Origin of the sequence: Paracraurococcus lichenis, from assembly GCF_030657435.1 — a bacterium.
GTDB classification, from domain to species: domain Bacteria; phylum Pseudomonadota; class Alphaproteobacteria; order Acetobacterales; family Acetobacteraceae; genus Paracraurococcus; species Paracraurococcus lichenis.
Genome location: NZ_JAUTWS010000084.1, coordinates 1 through 18486, shown reverse-complemented (window position 1 = coordinate 18486; position 18486 = coordinate 1). Strand labels below are relative to the sequence as shown.

The 18486-nt window shown below is 62.0% G+C and carries 13 protein-coding genes; all 13 read left to right on the top strand.

Annotated elements, in window-relative coordinates; genetic code table 11:
* Positions 1-238 precede the first annotated feature (238 nt).
* The 13 genes from Q7A36_RS41795 (at position 239) to Q7A36_RS33835 (ending at position 18335) form a co-directional block, all read left to right on the top strand.
* Positions 239-427 (top strand): ISAzo13-like element transposase-related protein, encoded by a 189-nt coding sequence (locus tag Q7A36_RS41795; protein WP_370655747.1) that lies wholly within the window; start codon positions 239-241, stop codon positions 425-427.
* A gap of 242 nt (positions 428-669) precedes the next feature.
* Complete coding sequence (locus tag Q7A36_RS33890; RefSeq protein WP_305108227.1) at positions 670-1869, top strand: glycosyltransferase; 1200 nt, start codon at positions 670-672, stop codon at positions 1867-1869.
* Positions 1870-1874: 5 nt separating this feature from the next.
* A complete protein-coding gene (locus tag Q7A36_RS33885; protein WP_305108226.1) occupies positions 1875-3365 on the top strand; it encodes an exopolysaccharide biosynthesis polyprenyl glycosylphosphotransferase in 1491 nt (496 codons plus the stop codon).
* Positions 3366-3416: 51 nt separating this feature from the next.
* Positions 3417-4556 (top strand): glycosyltransferase family 4 protein, encoded by a 1140-nt coding sequence (locus Q7A36_RS33880; protein ID WP_305108225.1) that lies wholly within the window; start codon positions 3417-3419, stop codon positions 4554-4556.
* 130 nt (positions 4557-4686) lie between these two features.
* Positions 4687-6918: a GumC family protein gene (locus tag Q7A36_RS33875; RefSeq protein WP_305108224.1), complete on the top strand. Its 2232-nt coding sequence runs from the start codon at positions 4687-4689 to the stop codon at positions 6916-6918.
* Positions 6918-8222, top strand: a complete 1305-nt coding sequence (locus tag Q7A36_RS33870) for a lipopolysaccharide biosynthesis protein (protein ID WP_305108223.1) — start codon at positions 6918-6920, stop codon at positions 8220-8222. The genes Q7A36_RS33875 and Q7A36_RS33870 overlap by 1 nt, the downstream gene beginning before the upstream one ends.
* On the top strand, positions 8219-9253 hold the full coding sequence (locus Q7A36_RS33865; protein ID WP_305108222.1) for a glycosyltransferase: 1035 nt from the start codon (positions 8219-8221) through the stop codon (positions 9251-9253). The genes Q7A36_RS33870 and Q7A36_RS33865 overlap by 4 nt, the downstream gene beginning before the upstream one ends.
* The gene (locus Q7A36_RS33860; RefSeq protein WP_305108228.1) at positions 9145-10455 is read left to right on the top strand and encodes a glycosyltransferase family 4 protein; all 1311 of its coding nucleotides are present in this window, start codon (positions 9145-9147) and stop codon (positions 10453-10455) included. Before Q7A36_RS33865 ends, Q7A36_RS33860 begins: the two co-directional genes overlap by 109 nt.
* 310 nt (positions 10456-10765) lie before the next feature.
* Entirely contained in the window at positions 10766-12412 is a 1647-nt protein-coding gene (locus Q7A36_RS33855) for a hypothetical protein (protein ID WP_305108221.1), read from the top strand.
* A 343-nt stretch (positions 12413-12755) separates the two neighbouring features.
* A complete protein-coding gene (locus tag Q7A36_RS33850; RefSeq protein ID WP_305108220.1) occupies positions 12756-14189 on the top strand; it encodes a hypothetical protein in 1434 nt (477 codons plus the stop codon).
* 73 nt (positions 14190-14262) lie between these two features.
* A complete protein-coding gene (locus tag Q7A36_RS33845) occupies positions 14263-15447 on the top strand; it encodes a glycosyltransferase family 4 protein (RefSeq protein WP_305108219.1) in 1185 nt (394 codons plus the stop codon).
* A 186-nt stretch (positions 15448-15633) separates the two neighbouring features.
* Entirely contained in the window at positions 15634-16830 is a 1197-nt protein-coding gene (locus tag Q7A36_RS33840) for a glycosyltransferase (RefSeq protein ID WP_305108218.1), read from the top strand.
* Positions 16831-16913: 83 nt separating this feature from the next.
* On the top strand, positions 16914-18335 hold the full coding sequence (locus Q7A36_RS33835) for an IS1380 family transposase (protein ID WP_305108217.1): 1422 nt from the start codon (positions 16914-16916) through the stop codon (positions 18333-18335).
* Positions 18336-18486 lie beyond the last annotated feature (151 nt).

Sequence of the window (18486 nt, the reverse complement as noted above, 5' to 3'; positions counted from 1 at the left end):
CACCGCCACCACACGGCAGGTCACGCCGCCGCCCCAACCGACCCGGCGCCGCGGCAGGCCGTCCAAGCAGCAGCCCGCCGAGCCTCAATCAGCCCCGTAGCTGACCCGACAACTGGGGAATTTTCGTCCAGCGCTTCTGTGGAATTTTCGATCAGCATTGACAGCATCTACCCGCCGTCCTGAACCGCTTCAAACGGCAGCCCCCGGCCATTCAGCAACAGGCTCCACGGCCGGCTAAATAATCGCTGGAACCACCACCGCAACTGGCCTGACAGTTACCGCCTGCCTCAAGCGCGCCGACAATGAGCAGGGCGAGGTCGTCTCCGACGCCGAAATGCAGCGCTTGCTACTCACCAAGCATGCCGACTGCCCGCAGTGGAACTACACGCTTTCCCCGCGCCCCGAAGCAGAGCATATGGCGAAGTAAATTCCTGCCGTACCCTCGGAATCAAGCTTGACGATCGCGATTGTAAACATATCGAGATACTTTGCTACATGGAAACACCTCGTTATCAACACAAATTCGCGATATCCGCACAGCTCAGGTTGTGCTGGTATCGCGATCAAAGCACTCTCGGCGGAGTGTTATTACGCGAGCACTTAATAAAAAAATGGATTGTGCCTTCGATTGCGGCTGCCGTGGCGCTATAGGAATCAAGGGATGCTGACATGAAGGTAGCTCTCGTCACCGACTCCATGTCCGCTTTCGGTGGCGCAGAGCGCGTGATCGAGCAGATCCTACGGATATTTCCGCAGGCGGACATCTTTGCCGTCCTTGACCTCGTTCCAAAGTTGGAGCGGGGCTTCCTAGGTGCGCATACTATTACCACTTCGTTTCTGCAAAAGTTGCCGGCCGTCAAATTTTACTATCGAAAGCTTCTCCACTTTTGGCCCATTGCGGTCGAACAAATCGATGTGACTGGCTATGACTTGGTGCTCTCAAGCCACCACAGTGTGGCTTACGGCGTGTTGACGAATCCAGATCAAATACACGTTTCTTACGTGCATACGCCAATGCGGTATGCTTGGGATCTTCAGCACGAGTACTTGCGAAGCGCTCATCTGGAGCACGGCTTGCTCGGTCTTGCGGCCCGGCGAACTTTACACAAGGCGCGCATTTGGGATTACGCCGCTGCGCAAAGGCCCGACGCACTGGTGACGAACTCGCATTTCGTTGCCCGTCGTCTGCATCGAACTCATCGCCGCGATGTGACGGTGATTTACCCACCAGTGTCCGTTCAGAATTTTGAGGTGCAGAACAAGGGTGATTACTATATTTCTGTTGGACGTCTCGTTCCGTACAAGCGAGTTGACCTGCTTGCCCGCGCTTTTGCTCGTATGCCCGAGCGGCGTTTAAAGATCGTCGGTACGGGACCCGAATTGAAGAAGCTCAGTGCGTTGCAGGTTCCGAATGTCGAAGTACTTGGATACCAAAGCGACGAGGTGGTCCGCGATCTCTTAAGTGGCGCGCGGGCGTTCCTCTTCGCGGGTATTGAGGACTTTGGCATCACGGCCGTCGAAGCACAGGCAGCGGGGACGCCGGTAATTGCATACGGATGTGGCGGATTGACCGAGACCGTCCTTGATCTCTCAACGGACAGCCAACCCACTGGCCTGTTTTTCGACGAGCAGAGCGAAGACGCCATCGTCGACGCCGTGCACAGCTTCGAAGCCAATCGGGAGCGTTTCACTCCCGAGGCATGCATCAGCAATGCGGAGCGCTTCTCAGATCAGCGTTTTCGCTCCGCCTTCAGTGCGTTCGTCCACCGCGCTGTGAGTCAGCAACGACGCAACAAAATGGCGTTCTCGTCGCATGTGACGCCCCATCGCCAGCCTGCCCTCGTGCCAAATCGATTTAGCGCGGATTGACGGCGATGTCCGATGACGTTCAAACGGATCTCGGCGGCGCGTCCTCCGAGCGGGACCAGTTCAGCCAGTCGTGGCTGCGGATCAAGCATGACCAAGCAGCCGTCCCCTGGCGTTCGGCACGGGGACGTCAGCTTCTGCTGCTGCTGTTCCCGCTAGGTATCGCGATCGTAGACTTTGTCGTCATCCTTGCGCCGGTTACGGCGCTTAGGGCAACACTTCCTAACTGCGATATCAGCCTCGCGGTCCTCGCCAACCTGTCGGTCCTGGCGTTCGTCACGTTGAGCTGCAACCTTGCGTGGGCTGGCGCCTACAAGCCGGCGATGTTAGGGCGGCTGACCGACCAGCTCAAGATCGCGCTTGGCGCCTGCATGTTGGCCTGGTTAGCAGTGCTGCTGTGCGGCCTAGTTTTCGTGCCGGTCGGTACCGCCCGTCTCGAGTGGCTGTCCGGTACAGCCCTCGCTGCAATCGGCGGTATTATGCTTTGGCGTATCGGGGTCGCGCGTTTGCTGAGCGGCTCGCTGGGCCGGCTCCTCGCACGGCGGGCAGTCATCATCAGCTCTGACCAACAAACCGCAGCGATGATGAATCACCTCGGGCGAGACAGGCAGCATCACCTCGCCGTTTGCGGCATCTTGGTTCATCCGCCTGCACGTCGGCCGGTTCATGCTGCAGGAGTCCGGTATCTCGATGGATTTGGAGACCTGGTCCGACACATTGAGCGCGGCGAGGTTGACGAAATCGTCGTTTTTAGCTCTTGGCTCGCGACGCCTTATGCCGAACAGGCGCTTCACCAGCTTTCCGCCCACCGCGTCGGGATCCGCTTGTTGTATGATGCGGAAGGATTAATAGGTCCGGTCCGGTCCACAAGCCTGCTCAGGGGCCCGCTTGTCGGGTGGAGCGCCGTGATCAAGGCTGCCGAAGACTACATGCTGGCAACTGCGGCTCTGGTTGTCGCCGCGGTGCCCATGCTGCTCATTGCAATTGCTATTCGCCTGGATAGCCGTGGTCCGGTTCTCTTCCGTCAGCAGCGGGTCGGCTTGAGGAACAGGCCCTTCTGGATTCTCAAGTTCCGTACTCTGCATCATGACGTGGCCGACTACGACGGTTCTTGTCAGGTCACCGCCGGTGATCTGAGAGTCACCAAATTAGGTAGTCTGCTTCGCAGAACCTCGCTTGACGAGCTGCCGCAGCTCATCAACGTGGTTCGCGGCGACATGTCGTTCGTCGGGCCCAGGCCGCACGCGCTAGGAACACTCGCCGGTGGCCGCAGTTTCGAGGAACTGTCACCTCACTACGCCGCCCGGCACCGTGTCAAGCCCGGGCTCACCGGACTGGCGCAGGTTCGCGGTTGGCGTGGACCTACGGATACAGAGGAGAAGCTCCTCGGCCGACTGCAGAGCGATATGGAGTACATCGAGAACTGGTCTTTATTCCTTGATGTCTTAATAGTTGTCCGGACCATCCTGGCGGTCGTCAGGATGCGCAATGCGTGCTGACATGGGTTCTCGAGCAACAAATGCCGGTGCGCTGAAGGGCGAAGTGATTTAATGCCGCATGCCCTGTTCCAGATTGGCCCTGGCTGGTTCAACGAGAGCAAGGGCGGCGCCGAGAACGTGTTCTACAATCTCTATCGCCATCTTCCCGCCTCAGGCTTCGACGTGCGCGGTGTGGTTCCCGGGAGCAGGCTTCCCGAGCGCGAGACCAGACGGCGCATTACCGCTTTTAGAGTTGAGCGTACGTCCCAGCTGCAAAGGGCTGCGATCATTCGCCAGATCTTCCGGCATAGTTGTGTATCGCAGGAAATTGATCTTATCGCTTCGCACTTTGCACTTTATGCCTTGCCGCTGCTGGACTGCTTGCGGGAGCGTCCTTTCGTGGTGCACTTCCACGGCCCCTGGGCGTCGGAAAGCAGGGCAGAAGGACAGAACCGCGCAGCATCGTGGGTCAAGTACGGGATCGAGCGGGTAGTCTACAGCCGAGCCGACCGCGTGATCGTGCTGTCTGAGGCTTTCGCCCGGATCGCTATTGAAGATTACGGCGTGCCTGAAGCCAAGCTCCGTATCGTGCCGGGCGGGGTCGATTTGGCCGCCTTCGCCTGTCCGGCAACGCGCACCGAGGCCCGCGCGGCGCTCGGATGGTGCCAAAGTCGGCCGGTACTATTCGCGGTTCGGCGCTTGGTCCGACGCATGGGAGTCGATCGCCTCATTGACGCGGTCCGCCTGCTGCGAGACCAGAACCAAGACGTCGAACTCCACATCGCTGGGGTCGGGCCGGAGCGGTCTGCGCTAGAGGCGCGTGCGGCGGAACTATGTGTGGCTGACCGAGTGACCTTTCTCGGCTTTGTCGCCGACGGCCGGCTGCCCTGGGCCTATCGTGCGGCGGATCTGACCATCGTGCCATCCACAGCGCTGGAAGGCTTCGGTCTTATCGTCGCGGAGTCGCTCGCCGCTGGGACCCCGGCTCTGGTCACACCTGTCGGTGGCCTGCCCGAGGTCGTGTCGGGCCTTTCCAAAACTCTCGTCCTCTCGGGAACGGATGCCGCTGCTCTCGCAACCGGCATCGCCGCTGCGCTGCAGAATCCGGCTTCCGTACCGTCGGCCGAAGCCTGCCGAGCCTACGCTCGGGCTCACCTCGACTGGGCGGTTATGGTCCCCAGCATCGCCCAAATCTACCGGGAACTTCTCTGATGAAACATCCTGCGCATCCTCAGCTTCGGGCCGAGCAGGCCATGTTGGCCCAAGTCCGAAACGACAGTCTATTAGAGGAGGACTGCGACATTTATGGTTGGCAATTGGCATCATGGAGAATTCTGGCCTGATGCCGGACACGGTTGACATTACCGCAGACAGCGGATCGAACTCCGCCGCGCTGCCGTATAAACTCGAACGTCAGGTCGGGGGCGCCACACCGATCCAAATGGCGCTGCGCCACAAATGGAGCATACTCCTCTTTGCGCTTGTCATGGCTGGAATCGGTGCCGCGTTCGTGCAGCAACTGCCGAAGCGCTACACGGCTGATCTCGCCTTCATGCTAGACCTTCGTCAGCCCCGTCTGCTGCAAGGGGAGAACTTGCTGCCGAATCAGCAACTAGACGTCGAGTCCTTGCGAACAAAGATGGAGATGTTGCGTTCGCCGCGGCTTGCTGAGCAGGTTGTGAAGCAGCTGAATCTGACGCGAAAGCCGGAGTTCTGCGCAGAACTCGCGACGTCCGGCAAGTGGCCGAATCGCGTATGGAGTGCCATAACCGGCGAAGTGGACGACCGAGCCGACGATGAGAGCTGTGATCTCACGACGGCGGAAGCGGTGAACATCCTGCTGGGCAACGTCAGCGCCTACAGCGATGGCCGCTCCTACATCATTCATATACTCGCCGAAGCAGGACGACCCGATCTGGCGGCCGAAATCGCCAATACTTACGGTAAGGAATTTGTATCTCAGGAGTTGCGCGACGCGACCGACCTAGCGGCGGAGGCAACCGGTTGGCTGTCGAACTACGTCGCGCAAATTCGGACGCAAATGCTGGCCGCGGATGCCGCCGCGGACGAGTATCGCCGAACCTACCAGCTCGACCCGGTCCGCGGGGAAACGATCGTCGCACAGCGGCTTTCAGAGCTGAACTCGCAGCTGACGGTTGCGAGCTCGGAGCTGGTGAGCAAGGAGGGAGTCCTCCGGCAACTTCGGAGTCTCGCTGACGGCGGACAATCCGAACTGACCGCCTCAATTGTCGCCGCTCCGGTCCTCCAACGACTCATCGAGCGATATAACCACTTCGTGGACACGGAAGCGAGTATACGTTCTCGTCTTGGTCCTTCGCATCCGGATGTTCGCGCGTCGGCGTCACAGATCGAGCAGGCGCGCCAGCAGATCAGGTCTGAGGCGGCGCGGACGATCGCGGCGTTGAGTGGCGAAGTTGCGGCGCTACAGGAAAGAAGGGCTTCCATAGCGGAAGAGGCACGCAACCTGCAGGCCCAATTTACCACCGAGGGACAGGCCGGCGCGCGTTTGCGCGAACTTGAGCGCGACGCGAAGTCGATGCGCACTCTCTATGAGGGCGCTGCCAGCCGGCTCAGGGAGATCGAGGTCGAGCACGGCTTTCAGAGACCCAACGCGCGGGTGGTGGTGGAGGCCTCTCCGCCGAAAGTCCCGTCATATCCGCGCACAAAGATGATGGTAGCTGGCATCTTCCTGGCCTCCATCGGTGTCGGCGCAGGCCTAGCCTTCGTCCGCAGCATGACCTCGAATGTCTACCGCAATCCCGACCAAATTGAGGAGCATACTGGCCTGCGCGTCCTCGGCCTCTTTCCTAAGCCGATTCGCAATCAGGCGCCCCACGACGTGGTCGTGGAGGCGCCGCAGTCTGTTCGGGCCGAGGCGCTGCATTCGATTCTGATTAGCCTGACTGGGCGGCCCTCAATGAGGAATAAGCAGCGAGGGAGGGTGGTGCTGGTCACCTCGGCACTCCCCGGGGAAGGTAAAACATCCTTCTCGCTAGCGCTCGGCCGCTGCGCCATGCAGAGCGGCATATCGGCCGCTCTGATCGAATGCGACTTCCGCAAGCCCAGGATCAGTAGCCTGATCACAGCGCCTGAGAAAGCCGAACCCGCTCCCGCTATCTTGCAGCAATCAACCTTCGGCGGATTGCAGGTTCAAGTGATGAAGGACCAACATGGCGGTCTGGCCGTGCTGGCTTCGCCCAATCCGGCCAGAGATCCACGCCGCGCCCTCGCTGAGCAGGCCCTTCCGGATCTGATCCGAGACATGCAGAAACGGCATGACCTAGTGATCTTGGACACACCACCAGTGCTGGCCGTCTCGGACGCCTTGCGGCTGACCTTCCTGGCCGACGATGTCGTGCTCATGGTCAATTGGGGGCGCTCACCGCGAAAGGCGGTTCAATCAGCGATCCGCCTGTTGGCGCGCAATGGAACGGAGGTCACCGGCGTCGTGCTTTCCAAGGTCGACACGCGGAAATACGTCCGCTCGAACGGTGACGATGGTCAATACATGCGAAAATATAATGCTTATCACCTTGAGCGAGGAGCGACGTAGTGCTGCTGACGGTGCTCAGGTCACTGCGCAAGCGTCCTGCGATGATGGCAGTGGTGCACCTCACGACAAGTCGCATGTTCGCGCTGGCAGCCAATCTTCTCTGCGGCTGGCTGACCGCAGTCTGCTTGGGGCCAGAGGGCCGCGGCGAACTGGCAGCCTTGATCGTGGGATCCTTGGTGCTTTCGAACGTTTCGACGTTAGGTCTCCATGCATCGCTCATCTACAATATCAAATTGGATTGCGCCAACGGATGTCGCTACTTCGGCGGTGCATTGGTCCTGACGAGCCTGGCTGGGCTCACGGTAGCCGCGGCCGCTTACGCACTAGTCCCGATCTACCTTCGCCAATACACTGCAGATACCATCTACGTCGCCCGCATTCTGCTGGCTTCCGTACCGCTCGGGGCCGTGGCGCCGTTGCTTACCGGGGTGCTCGAGGTGGCCGGTCTGTTCGCCATCGCCAGTCGTATGATTTATCTACAGAGTTTTGGTACCTTGATTTTCCTCGGGCTTCTTGCTGCGTTCGACGTACTCACGCCACATACGGCGCTCGCCGCCTACGTTCTGCCCACCTGTCTGTCCTTTTGTTACCTCTGCGTGCATGCCTGGCGCACTCTTGCATGCCAGATCACCTTGGCATCGCCCTTTCCGGGACGTCTCCTGAGTTACGGCTTGCGCTTCTACGGCGTGGATCTGCTCGCCACATTATCCGGCTATCTCGATCAGTTCGTAATAGTGTTGGTACTCCAGCCGGCCGCGGCGGGTACTTACGCCGTGGCGGTGAGCCTGTCGCGAGTGCTCTATGTGGTTCAGGGCGCGGTTTCTACCGTGCTGTTTCCGACCGTGGCAGCTGAGGACACCTCCAACGTTGTCGATCGGGTTACGCGGGTGACGCGAGTCACAACGGGGTTGAACTTGATTGCAGCGCTGGGCTGCGCGAGCGTTGCACCCTTCGCGCTGCCACTGCTCTACGGCGCGCATTTCGACGGGGCGATCGCGCCTTTCCTGATCCTATTGATCGAAAGCATCGTGACCAGCACTGCCCGGAGTCTAGCTCAGGCTTTCAGCGGCTCCGGCCATCCCGGCACGGTCACCATCGCCGAGGTCGTTGGCGTAATCGGTTCCCTGGTGTCGGTATTACTGTTGGTGCCGCATTTGGGAGTGCTTGGTGCCGCTTGCGGAAGCTTAATGGGCGGGAGTCTCCGCCTAGCATGCGTTCTGACCTGCTTCCCAACGGTGCTGAAGATCCGCTTGCCGCGGCTGTTGATTAAACGCGCCGATATTGCCTGGGCGGCGGGCCTGTGACCTGCACCGGCAGACAGCCGAACCTTGTTCCGCGGACGATTGGCGTGCAGGTGTGCAGCTATCGGCGTCCGCAGTTCCTATTGCGGCTTCTGGCGGCACTAAACCGACAGGACCGTCGGCCCGATGATGTCGTCGTCGTAATCCGTCAGGACGACGTCCTGACATCGGAGGCTCTGGCGAGCAGTCTAGTAGATGGCTTACCGCTGCGGATCATAACAGTGAGCCAGCCAGGAACGGTTGCCGCGTTGAACGCCGGCTTGCGTGCATGCCGGACGGACGTGCTCGCCATCACCGATGATGACACGGTTCCCCATGCTGATTGGCTGCATCGCATTTTGGTGCACTTCACCATGGATTCTCAGCTCGGCGGCCTTGGAGGGCGTGACTGGTGCCACGACGGTGTCGCATTTGACACCGCGGGCACGCTGGTAGTGGGCCGGCTCCAGTGGTTCGGACGGATGATCGGCGGTCACCATCGTGGGGTGGGGGCGCCGCGCAGCGTCGATTTCCTCAAGGGGGCGAACATGAGCTATCGCAGGGCAGCCATCGAGGGCCTTTGCTTCGATCGACGGCTGCGGGGCGCCGGGGCGCAACCTCTTGAGGACTCGTCATTTGCCATGACCGTACGTATGAACGGATGGAAGCTGCTTTACGATCCGGCGGTGGCCGTAGACCACTTCAGCGCGCACCATTCGACACCACGCGCCTATGCTTGGTCGGCTGAAACGAAGGCCATGCCGGACGAGAGCGGCTTGTTCGATTTCGCCCATAACGAGGTTGTCGCAGTATGGCGCGCGTTGAGCCCCGGCGGCCGGCTCGCTTTCGTCGCGTGGTCCTTGCTTGTCGGAACATCGATCGCTCCGGGGCTGCTGCAAGCCGTTCGGTATATGCCAAGGCTCGGCAGTCGGACTTGGCGGCGTTTGTGGACCACGCAGGCCGGCCGGCTGGCCGGCTTTGCCTCAGTATTCCGCCACCCACTCGCATCCGGTGTTCAGGCCGATTGGCGTGCCGAGCGGGAGATGCTCCAGTGAGACTCGCTATTATCACGCCGAAAGTAGATCGAAACGATGGTCAGGGTCGAGTCAATATGGAGATTGCCGTCGAGGCGATTCGGCAAGGGCACGAGGTGACGCTTTTTGCCGAGCAGGTGCAGGGCTTGCCGACGCTCGGCGCAGAAGGTTTGCGGACCGTGCTCCTGACACCGCCGCCTTGGCTGCCGTCTCGGTTGCTGCGCGACCAACTCTTCGCTTTGCGCAGCTACCTCGCACTTCGGCGGGAAGCCAACTGGCTCGACGCCTTGCTCGCCAACGGCTTCGTCACATGGGCCAAGTGTGACATCAACGCAGTGCACTTTGTCCACGCCTCCTGGCTATCGTCACCGAGCCATCCCGGAGGCATCCGTGATGGGCTGAAGGGTTTATACGCTAGCGTCTATAGTCGCATAAATGTCATGCTCGAAGCGGGAGCATTTCGTCGTTCGCGCTACCTAGTCCCTGTATCGGAGAGTGTCGCCGGCGACCTCCGACGCGTTTGTCAATCACAGCAGGGGACCATTACTATAACAAACGGTGTTGACATCACTGAATTCTTCCCCGGACCGGCCGAACGGCGGCGCTTCGGCATGCTGGAGGGCGTGCCGTTGGCTCTCTTCGCGGGAGACCTCAGGTCACCGCGGAAGAACCTCGACACCGTTCTCCGGTCGCTCACCCGGGTTCCGGAACTTCACCTCGCAGTCGCCGGGCGCGCTGAAGGCACCCCCTATCCGGAACTTGCCTGCCGGATCGGGGTGGCGGATCGGGTGCATTTCCTAGGTTTCCGGCGGGACATGCCGGACCTGATGCGCTCCGCTGATCTGTTTGTCTTTCCTTCGCGCTACGAGGCTTGCTCGCTGGTTCTCCTTGAGGCGCTGGCAAGCGGGCTTCCGGTTGTCACTGCCCGCAGTACGGGTGGTTCGGAACTTGTCACCCCCGAGGTCGGCGTCGTGATTGCGAACAGCGAGTCAATCGACGAGTTGGCATGCGCGTTGCAAAGCCTGGTTGCTGATGCCGTGCGGCGGCAGGCGATGGCACACCGGGCCCGCGCCTTGGCTGAGCGGCATTCCTGGAAGGCAATGGCCACGCGATACCTCGATCTGCTCACGTTGGTCGCGGCGGAGCGTGCGCACGCGTCTCACCGGAGAACCAATAGGATGCGGCGCGACGGTACGCCGCTCTCTTCCGTGCCGCGGGTCTAACGTGATGCGTGTCTCGAAACGACGACTGGCGGGGCTGATGGTGAGTTCGGGCATTTGGCCGAAGCCGACGGCGTCAGCGCCTACAGCGAGCGGGGCACCCACGGGCGCGGCGCCTTACCACCGCGGCGATCCAATGCGGGAACTTCCGTTTGGCAGTCATTCGCACTGGTTGCAGCCCTGGCGATCAGCGCGCGCCAGCGTGCCGGCCGCGCGCGCAGCGCAGGGCTGTGGCATCGTGCTAGGTAACGTTCCGAGCTTACCCGCTGGCACAGTGGATGTCCTGGCACGCAGCGGCTTTCGAACGGTCAGAGTGGAAATCGGCTGGGGCGAGCTCGACTATGCGTCGGAGCGCTTCTTCCGCAACGAGGCCGACCTACGGAAACTGCTCCGTGAGTGCATGCACGCCCGGCTACGGCCGCTTATCCTCCTGAATGCGCATCACGGCCATCCAGTGCCCGCAGAGATTTTCGAAGCTCGGACCGCGGCGGCAGCGCCGAAAGGGGTGCGATCGGTCGAACTTGCCTCCACTTTCGGCGTCCGCCCGAATCTGACCGGTCTTTGCGACCTGGGTGATCAGGGAATCATGGCGGAGTTCCTTGTCACCCGGATCCAAGGTCAAAGCCTCACGCTGTCAAAGGCGTTGCCACGGGCTCTCAGGTCCGGCGAAACCTTGCGCCTTGCGACGCTCCGATACGTACCTTTCTCCGTACGCGGCTCAGCCGAGTACGAGAAGACGATGAGCGGATGGCTGCGCTACGTAGATATGGTTGGTGAGCTCGCCGGCTCGATTCTCGGCAGCCTTAACGGAAGCGACCAAGGATTCGATCTGGAGATTTGGAACGAACTCACCTTCGGTTCTGCCTTCCTCTCGCTGAACAACTACCGCAGCGCCGAGTTGCAGCAACCTCGTCCTGATCCGGGTGTGATCTGGGACGACATCGTCCAGCGTACCGCGCGCCACGTCACAGCAAATCCTCGGCGCTTTGCCGGCGTCGCCCTGAGCAACGGCTTCGCCAGCACGATCCCCTGGACCGCGGCGTCGCTTCAGCCAGCGCGCGTCTCGGCGATCAGCAAACATCCATATCCACCCAGCAAGCACTTCCCGGATGAGGAGCAATCCGGCACGGCGCTCGGAGGTGATGGCCAGCACACAAGCTATGTGCCAACCTACGACGTCTTCTTCCCTGAGTACCTCGCTACCGCGATCCAGACGGAGACCCTGTGGCGCGATCTCTCGACCGAGTCGAACCCGATCTACGAAACCATGCATGGTCGCTTGGCACGCAAGAGCGACACGGGTGCAGTTTTGCCCGTGGATGTCTGGATCACCGAAATCGGCGTGGACCCCACAGAGCATGGTTGGACCGAGCCGGGGCGGGCCGAATGGCTCCGGCAGCGCTTCTGCCTCCGTGCAATGATCTTTTTCCTCGGGATCGGGGCCGCACGCGTTTACCTGTTCACTGCCTTTGGCGGCCCGCATCAACTGCTTGGGCAGGAACCATCCAGCCTGATGTCACCGACACTGCGGACCTTGTCGCGCGCCAACGCCGTTATCAGCCACGATCATCGTCGCGATGTGCCGGTCCGAAACCTCGGAATTGAGTACTTTCCCGGCGATGCGACGCTGGAAGTCTTTCCCGGAAACCACCATCCTGCCACGCCGCCGCTGCGTGCATCTGATTGCCTGACGGTGCTGCCGTTCCAGTCGAGCACACATCGGTTCGTCCTTGCCTATTACATCATGACCCGTGATATCCGCACGAAGCTCCCGCCCCAGCAGATGCGCCTCAGAATCACCGGCCTCGCCGGGATCAGTGTCGCAGTTACGGCAACCGATCCGATCGGTGGCGGTTCGCCGCATCTTGCCGTGCTGGATCGATCGGTGGACGGCATCGTCTTGAGCGTCATGGTGACAGACACGCCCTGCCTACTTATCCTTAACGAGGCTCCGGTATGACGACCCCTCGCCGGGACCACATGCTGGACAATGCCGTCCTTGACGCAGAACTTCCCCTTCGGCCTGCCTGGCCGGCAGCCTTGGCCGATAAAGCCGCCGCCATTTATGCTGTCGGGCCGCAGCGGATAGTTGCACAACCGACTTGGGAACAAGGTTGCACACAGGGATGGGAAGCGACCGATGACCGTCACTTCCCGATCAACCACGAGGTTGTCGGAACTCGGTCCGTCCATGTTCTGTTTCGGCGTCGTGATAGGACCGCCAACTTGTCGGGAAGCCTCCCATGATTGGGTTCAGGCGAGATGCAATGGGTACCTCGCCCTGGATGCAGGCGATCGGACAGATGCTGGTCGTCGCCGTCACCGTCGCTGTCACCGAAGTGCTCTCACGCGTGGGGCTCGGCCCATTTGGCCGCCTGTTTTACATCGGGGCGGGGGTGGCGATCGCCGCCTACTACGTGAAGCGCTCGCCGTGGCTCTTTCTGACCGCCACATTCTGGTTCTGGACCATCACGCCCCTGGCGCGACGACTGATCGATTACCATGCCGGCTTCGATGCGGTGAACATCGTCTTGGCCACACCTAACGTCATGTCCCTGTTTATGCTGAGAGACATTCTTTTCCGGCATGAACTCCTGCGCCTGCGTGCAGCGCTGTCCGGTCTGTTTCTCCTCTTGCCGGTTCTTTACGGAATCGCCGTCAGTTTCGTGCGCGGGGACATAGTTCCGGGCGCCGTGGCAGCGGCGGACTGGGTGACGCCGCTGCTATATTACTTCTACCTGCTCGCGCAGTGGCAGCAGATCCAGAAGGCAGAGCCACATTTCAGGGTCTTCCTAACGCTCAATATGATCGTGGTTGCCGGCTACGGCTTGAGTCAGTACTTCGGGCCCGCCCCTTGGGATGCAGCCTGGGTGCGCGACGCCGGGATGCAGATGTTGGGCCAGCCCGTGCCATACGGCCTGCGTCCGTTCAGCACGTTGAACTTTCCGGGGCATCTCGCCGTCTGGCTTGCGACCTTGTTGCTGTTCGCGCTGCACTTTCGCACCAAGTTGATGCTAGTCTTGAGTCCCGCCGTGGGCGCGCTACTGTTGCTGACCTTGGTCCGTGGCGCACTTGGCATTTTGGCTGTTGGGATTTGCAGCGCAATCCTGTTCACCCGGGCGGGAACCTTGCGCACAGTCGTTAGTGCGATTGTCCTGGTCGCCTTGGTCACCAGTTCTCTGGGGACGGGGATGTTCCTCGTCTTCCCCGAGGCGGCCAACCGGGTGGAAAGGCGCCTTAACTCGATGGGCCATCTTGACGAGGATTACAGTGCCCAGGAGAGAGCGGCGATTTACTCTACGCTGCCGGCTGTAGTTGACGACCACCCATTCGGCCTGGGCGTGGGTGCCATCGGACGCGGTGCTACTGTTTCATCGAAGGCGGCGATGGTGACGGTCGATTCGGGCCCGCTCGCGATCTACCTCACACTCGGGTGGATAGCCGGCTCGATTTACCTCGCAGGCGTTCTGGCGTTAGTGGTGCAAACAGTCGTCGCGGCCCGTTCGGCCAGCAGTCAGGATGCGCTGGTGATGGCGGCGGTCGTCGTAGCCCACGCGACCGGTTATGCATTTAGCAACATCGTTGGCTTCGACGGCGCCATAACCTGGATGTGTGCCGGTTATGCCAATGCTGTCGGCGTCGCGGCGCGGCGGGACAGGGCATTGCGGCTCGCCGAGCAGTCCGCGCGTCAACCACGACCCGCCACTCAGCCGCGAATACTATCGAGCACGGCCTGATGAATGATCGGCGACCAAACCCGCAGGCCAGCGAAGGCCGAATGAGCGGCCATCGCTTGTTGGGAAGCAATGCATGAATCTTTCTATCGTCATGCCGCTCGGCGAGTTGCGTGGTGGCGGTGAGATTTCACTGTTGGACTTAGTGCGCAACGGCCAGGGCAAAGGCATCACTTGGTCGGTAATTTTCCTCGAAGCTGGACCTCTGGTACAGCAAGTAGCCGACATGGGCAGCCGAGTGCATGTGGTGCCGAGTGGGCGCCTCCGCGACATTGGCCGCTATGCATCCACCGTCAGACGCATTTCCGCTCTCCTGCGGGAGGATCGCGCCGAACTGGTCGTGGGCTGGATGTGGAAGGCGAGCCTCTACTCAAGCCCGGCCGCGATCTTGGCAGGCGTACCGGCTATTTGGTATCAGTTGGAAGCGCCATTGCGGCCAAGTCTCCTGGAGCGCCTGGCTTTCATGCTCCCCGCGCGCGGGGTGATGACCGTCTCGCGTGCTGCGCAAGCCCGCCATGCTCGCCTATGGCCACGTCGTCCGGTACACCTCGTCTACCCTGGCGTATCGTTGGAGCGTTTCGATCCCGCAATCCTGGTTTCGCCCGAGGAGGCAAGGCGCCGCCTTGGCCTGCCGTGCACCGGGCCGCTCATCGGCATCGTGGGGCGCCTGCAGCGATGGAAGGGCATACATACGGTGATAGAAGCGATGCCGCGTATCATGGCGCAGTGCCCGGAGGCCCACTGCGTGATTGTCGGAGGCAAGCACCAGCTCGAGCCCAACTACCCCGACTACTTGGCCGAACGCAGTGCGGCGCTGGGGTTGAACGACAAGATCACACTGGCTGGACTTCAGATCAACGTCCCTATCTGGATGCAGGCGATGGACGTCATAATCCATGCCTCGGACAATGAACCTTTCGGCATGGTCGTCGTTGAGGGAATGGCTTTGGGCAAGCCCATGGTTGCCGGCGCCAACGGCGGGCCGACAGAGATCGTCACCCATGGTGTGGACGGCCTGTTCGCTCCTTACGAGAACACCGAGGCATTGGCTGCAGCAGTGCTCCGCTATCTGGAAAATCCGGAGTTCGCTGGTCAGGTGGGCGCCGCGGCGCGGCGTCGAGCCCTCGACTTCTCGAATGCTCGCTACGCAGAGAACTTCGTCCGCGTGAGCTGCGGCTTGGCTGGCCGGTCAGTCCCGAGTGTGGACGGTTCCGGTCAGGAGGCTACGCTCGGGATGGTCTCGAGGCCTGGACGCCTCTGAACCGGCGCCTCAAAGCTCGCCAAAGGCTGGCCTGCCTAGGCCGTAACGGCTCGCGCACAGGGTGGGAGAAAACTGGAGTCGGTCCGACTCTTGCGTCATGGCGACTGGCAGTCGCGGGCGGGAGCTCTGTCCACGTTCGACGCGCTTGGCAGACTCGTGAAATACGGACGGAAAGGGAAGGCTGCGATGGAGGTTCGATGCGCGGTCGACGACAAGGCTGGTATTGCGCCTAGGGTGCTTTTCGTGAACCACTCTAGCAAGCTCGGAGGTGCGGAACTCATCCTTCTGTCAATATTGGAAGAGTTCGACGAAGCTTCGTCGGTCTGGTTGTTCGAGGAGGGGCCACTTCGCACTCGCCTCGAACAAAAAGCGGTCCGGACAGTGCTGGCAACGCGCCGATCCGGCTTCTCCGAGGTGACGCGCAACGGCAGCTTGCTTCGCGCATTACCATTCGCAGTAGACATACTCAAGATGGCCGGCGACATCGGCGCGTACGCGCGCTCCCACGAAGTGATCTATGCCAACTCACAGAAAGCGTTCGTGTGCGGAGCAGCGGCCGCCACCCTCGCGCGGCGCCCGCTCATTTGGCATCTGCATGATATCGTCACGCCTGCCCATTACGGCAAGGGCCAACTTCGGCTTCAACGAGCATTGGCGCGCCTCGCCAGCCGAGTGATAGTGCCCTCAAAGGCCGCAGCTGATGCGTTCAGCCAGTTGTGCGGCGGCAAGCGAAAGCCGATTATCGTCTCGAACGGAGTGACACTTGCACCCGACGAGATGGCAAAGGCCAGCCGAGACGAGCGTCGGCGGCATCTCGGGTTGCCGACCGGCTTCGTCGTCGGGGTGTTCAGTCGGCTCTCGCCTTGGAAGGCGCAGCACATTCTCCTTCAGGCGCTGAAGGATGTGTCGGACGCTAATTGCATTGTGGTCGGAGAAGCTTTGTTTGGCGAGACGCGGTACGCTGAATCGCTGCGCAGCTTGGCGCAAGACTTGGGCGTGGCGGAGCGGGTGCATTTCCTCGGCTTCCGCTCGGACGTGGCGTCGCTCATGCGTGCTGTCGATGTTGTCGTGCATCCCTCCGTCGACCCGGAACCATTTGGCCGTACTCTAGTCGAGGCCATGCTATGTCGCACCCCGCTGATCGCGACTGATACCGGCGCGGCAGCGGAGATCCTGGCAGACGGCAGAGCAGGCCTGCTCGTCGCGCCAAGGAATCCTTCAGCCTTGGTCTCGGCCATCAACGAGATCCGAGCGAATCCCGCGGCAGCTTCCTCCCGTGCCTCTTTTGGTGAGCAGCGCGCGCTCGCGTTGTTTACGGAGGAGCAAATGCGCAACGGCATACTCCGGGTCGTGCGAGACGTAATCCCGCCCTATTCATGCTGACAGCGCTCTGAGCGGGCTCTTGCGGGAGATGCGTTGCTGATTCAGGCATTTGCGCTGCAATGGCAGCGAGAGCCGAACCACCCATGGGTGAAACGCCATCGACCTTACATCCGAGCTTCAACGCGGGCGTGGTGATTGAGGCCCGCGTCGAACGCCTGACCAGCGACGCGGGGGCGGTGATCATGCGCGAGGTGATGGAGCGCAGCGGGATCATCGAGTGGCTGACAGAACGGCTGCACGATCCACGTCAGCCGCACCTGGTGACCTACCCGCTGGCCGACCTGCTGCGCACCATGCTGCTGCTCTTCGCCCAGGGCTGGCGTGACCAGGACGACGCCGATGCCCTGCGGCTCGATCCCGCACTCCGGCTGGCCGCGGCCGGGACACGCAGCACCACGCCGCTGGCCGAGGGGGCCCACCTGGCCTCGCAGCCAACGCTGTCGCGCCTGCTCGACATCCTGACGCTCGAGCCCAACCGGCCAGTGCTGCGCGAGGCGGTCGGCGAGCTCGCCGCCCGGCGGCTGCGGGCCGAGCGCGGCGGCCACAAGCTGCGCCACCTCACCATCGACGTCGACGGCCTGCCGGTCGAGGTGCATGGTGAGCAGCCGGGCTCGGCCTGGAACGGGCACTACCACCAGCGCATGTATCACCCGATCATCGCTTGCGCGGCAGAGACCGGCGACCTGCTCGATGCCCGGCTGCGACCCGGCAATGCGCACACCGCCGAGGGCGCGCTCGACTTCGTCCTCGCCCTCGTCGACCGCCTGGAAGGCTCCATGTGCCAGGTTGCGGCGGTGCGCATGGACGCCGGCTTCCCCGAGGAGCGCCTGCTCGCCGGGCTGGAGCGGCGTGGCACACCCTATGTCGCCAGGCTGCGCAACAACCGTGCTCTCGATCGGCTGGCTGGGCCGTACCTCAAGCGCCCACCGGGACGGCCACCGATCGAGCCGCGGCTGTGGCTGCACGAGTTGGAGTACCAGGCCGGTTCCTGGTCGCGCCCGCGCCGGGTGGTGCTGGTGGTCAAGGAGCGCCCGGACGACCTGCTGCTCGACCACTTCTGGCTGCTGACCAGCTTCAGCGCCGCCGCCGTGCCTGCCGAAGACCTGCTGGCGCATTATCGGCAGCGCGGCACCGCGGAGGGCCATTTCGGCGAGCTAATGGATGTCCTCGCGCCGGCGCTGTCCTCGGCACCGCGTACCAAGAGCCGCTACCGCGACAACCCGCTGCCGGCGCTGCCCACCGGCATCGACGCCGCCGCCCGCAACGAGGCCATCCTGCTGCTGCACCTGCTGGCCTACGAACTGATGCACGCCGGGCGCCGCGCCATGGAACTCGCCACCCACACCGGCTGGAGCCTACGCCGCTTCCGCGAGCGCGTGCTGCGCGTCGGCGGCCGGGTCCTGCTCCACGCCCGCCGCGTCACCCTCGTCATTGCCCAGACTGCCGCGGGCTTCTGGAGTGCCCTCTGGCCCCGCTTCGAGCGCTTCACCTGGGCGGGCTCCTGAAGCCAGCTTCCGTCCAAGACACTGTGTCGCGCCCATGCCCGCCAGCATTCCTGGCGGACGAGGCCGCATGCCCGCAGCATGCACCAACTGCGCCGCCAACGCCGACGTAGAGCTCCTCGCCCCCTTTCAACGGAAGCCGCCCCCTTCAAGA

Excerpts from the sequence above, each read along its gene's own strand:
- Q7A36_RS33850 (WP_305108220.1), top strand. The coding sequence starts at position 12,756 with ATGCTGGTCGTCGCCGTCACCGTCGCTGTCACCGAAGTGCTCTCACGC.
- Q7A36_RS33890 (WP_305108227.1), top strand. The coding sequence starts at position 670 with ATGAAGGTAGCTCTCGTCACCGACTCCATGTCCGCTTTCGGTGGCGCA.
- Q7A36_RS33885 (WP_305108226.1), top strand. The coding sequence starts at position 1,875 with ATGTCCGATGACGTTCAAACGGATCTCGGCGGCGCGTCCTCCGAGCGG.
- Q7A36_RS33840 (WP_305108218.1), top strand. The coding sequence starts at position 15,634 with ATGGAGGTTCGATGCGCGGTCGACGACAAGGCTGGTATTGCGCCTAGG.
- Q7A36_RS33845 (WP_305108219.1), top strand. The coding sequence starts at position 14,263 with ATGAATCTTTCTATCGTCATGCCGCTCGGCGAGTTGCGTGGTGGCGGT.
- Q7A36_RS33875 (WP_305108224.1), top strand. The coding sequence starts at position 4,687 with ATGCCGGACACGGTTGACATTACCGCAGACAGCGGATCGAACTCCGCC.
- Q7A36_RS33880 (WP_305108225.1), top strand. The coding sequence starts at position 3,417 with ATGCCGCATGCCCTGTTCCAGATTGGCCCTGGCTGGTTCAACGAGAGC.
- Q7A36_RS33835 (WP_305108217.1), top strand. The coding sequence starts at position 16,914 with ATGGGTGAAACGCCATCGACCTTACATCCGAGCTTCAACGCGGGCGTG.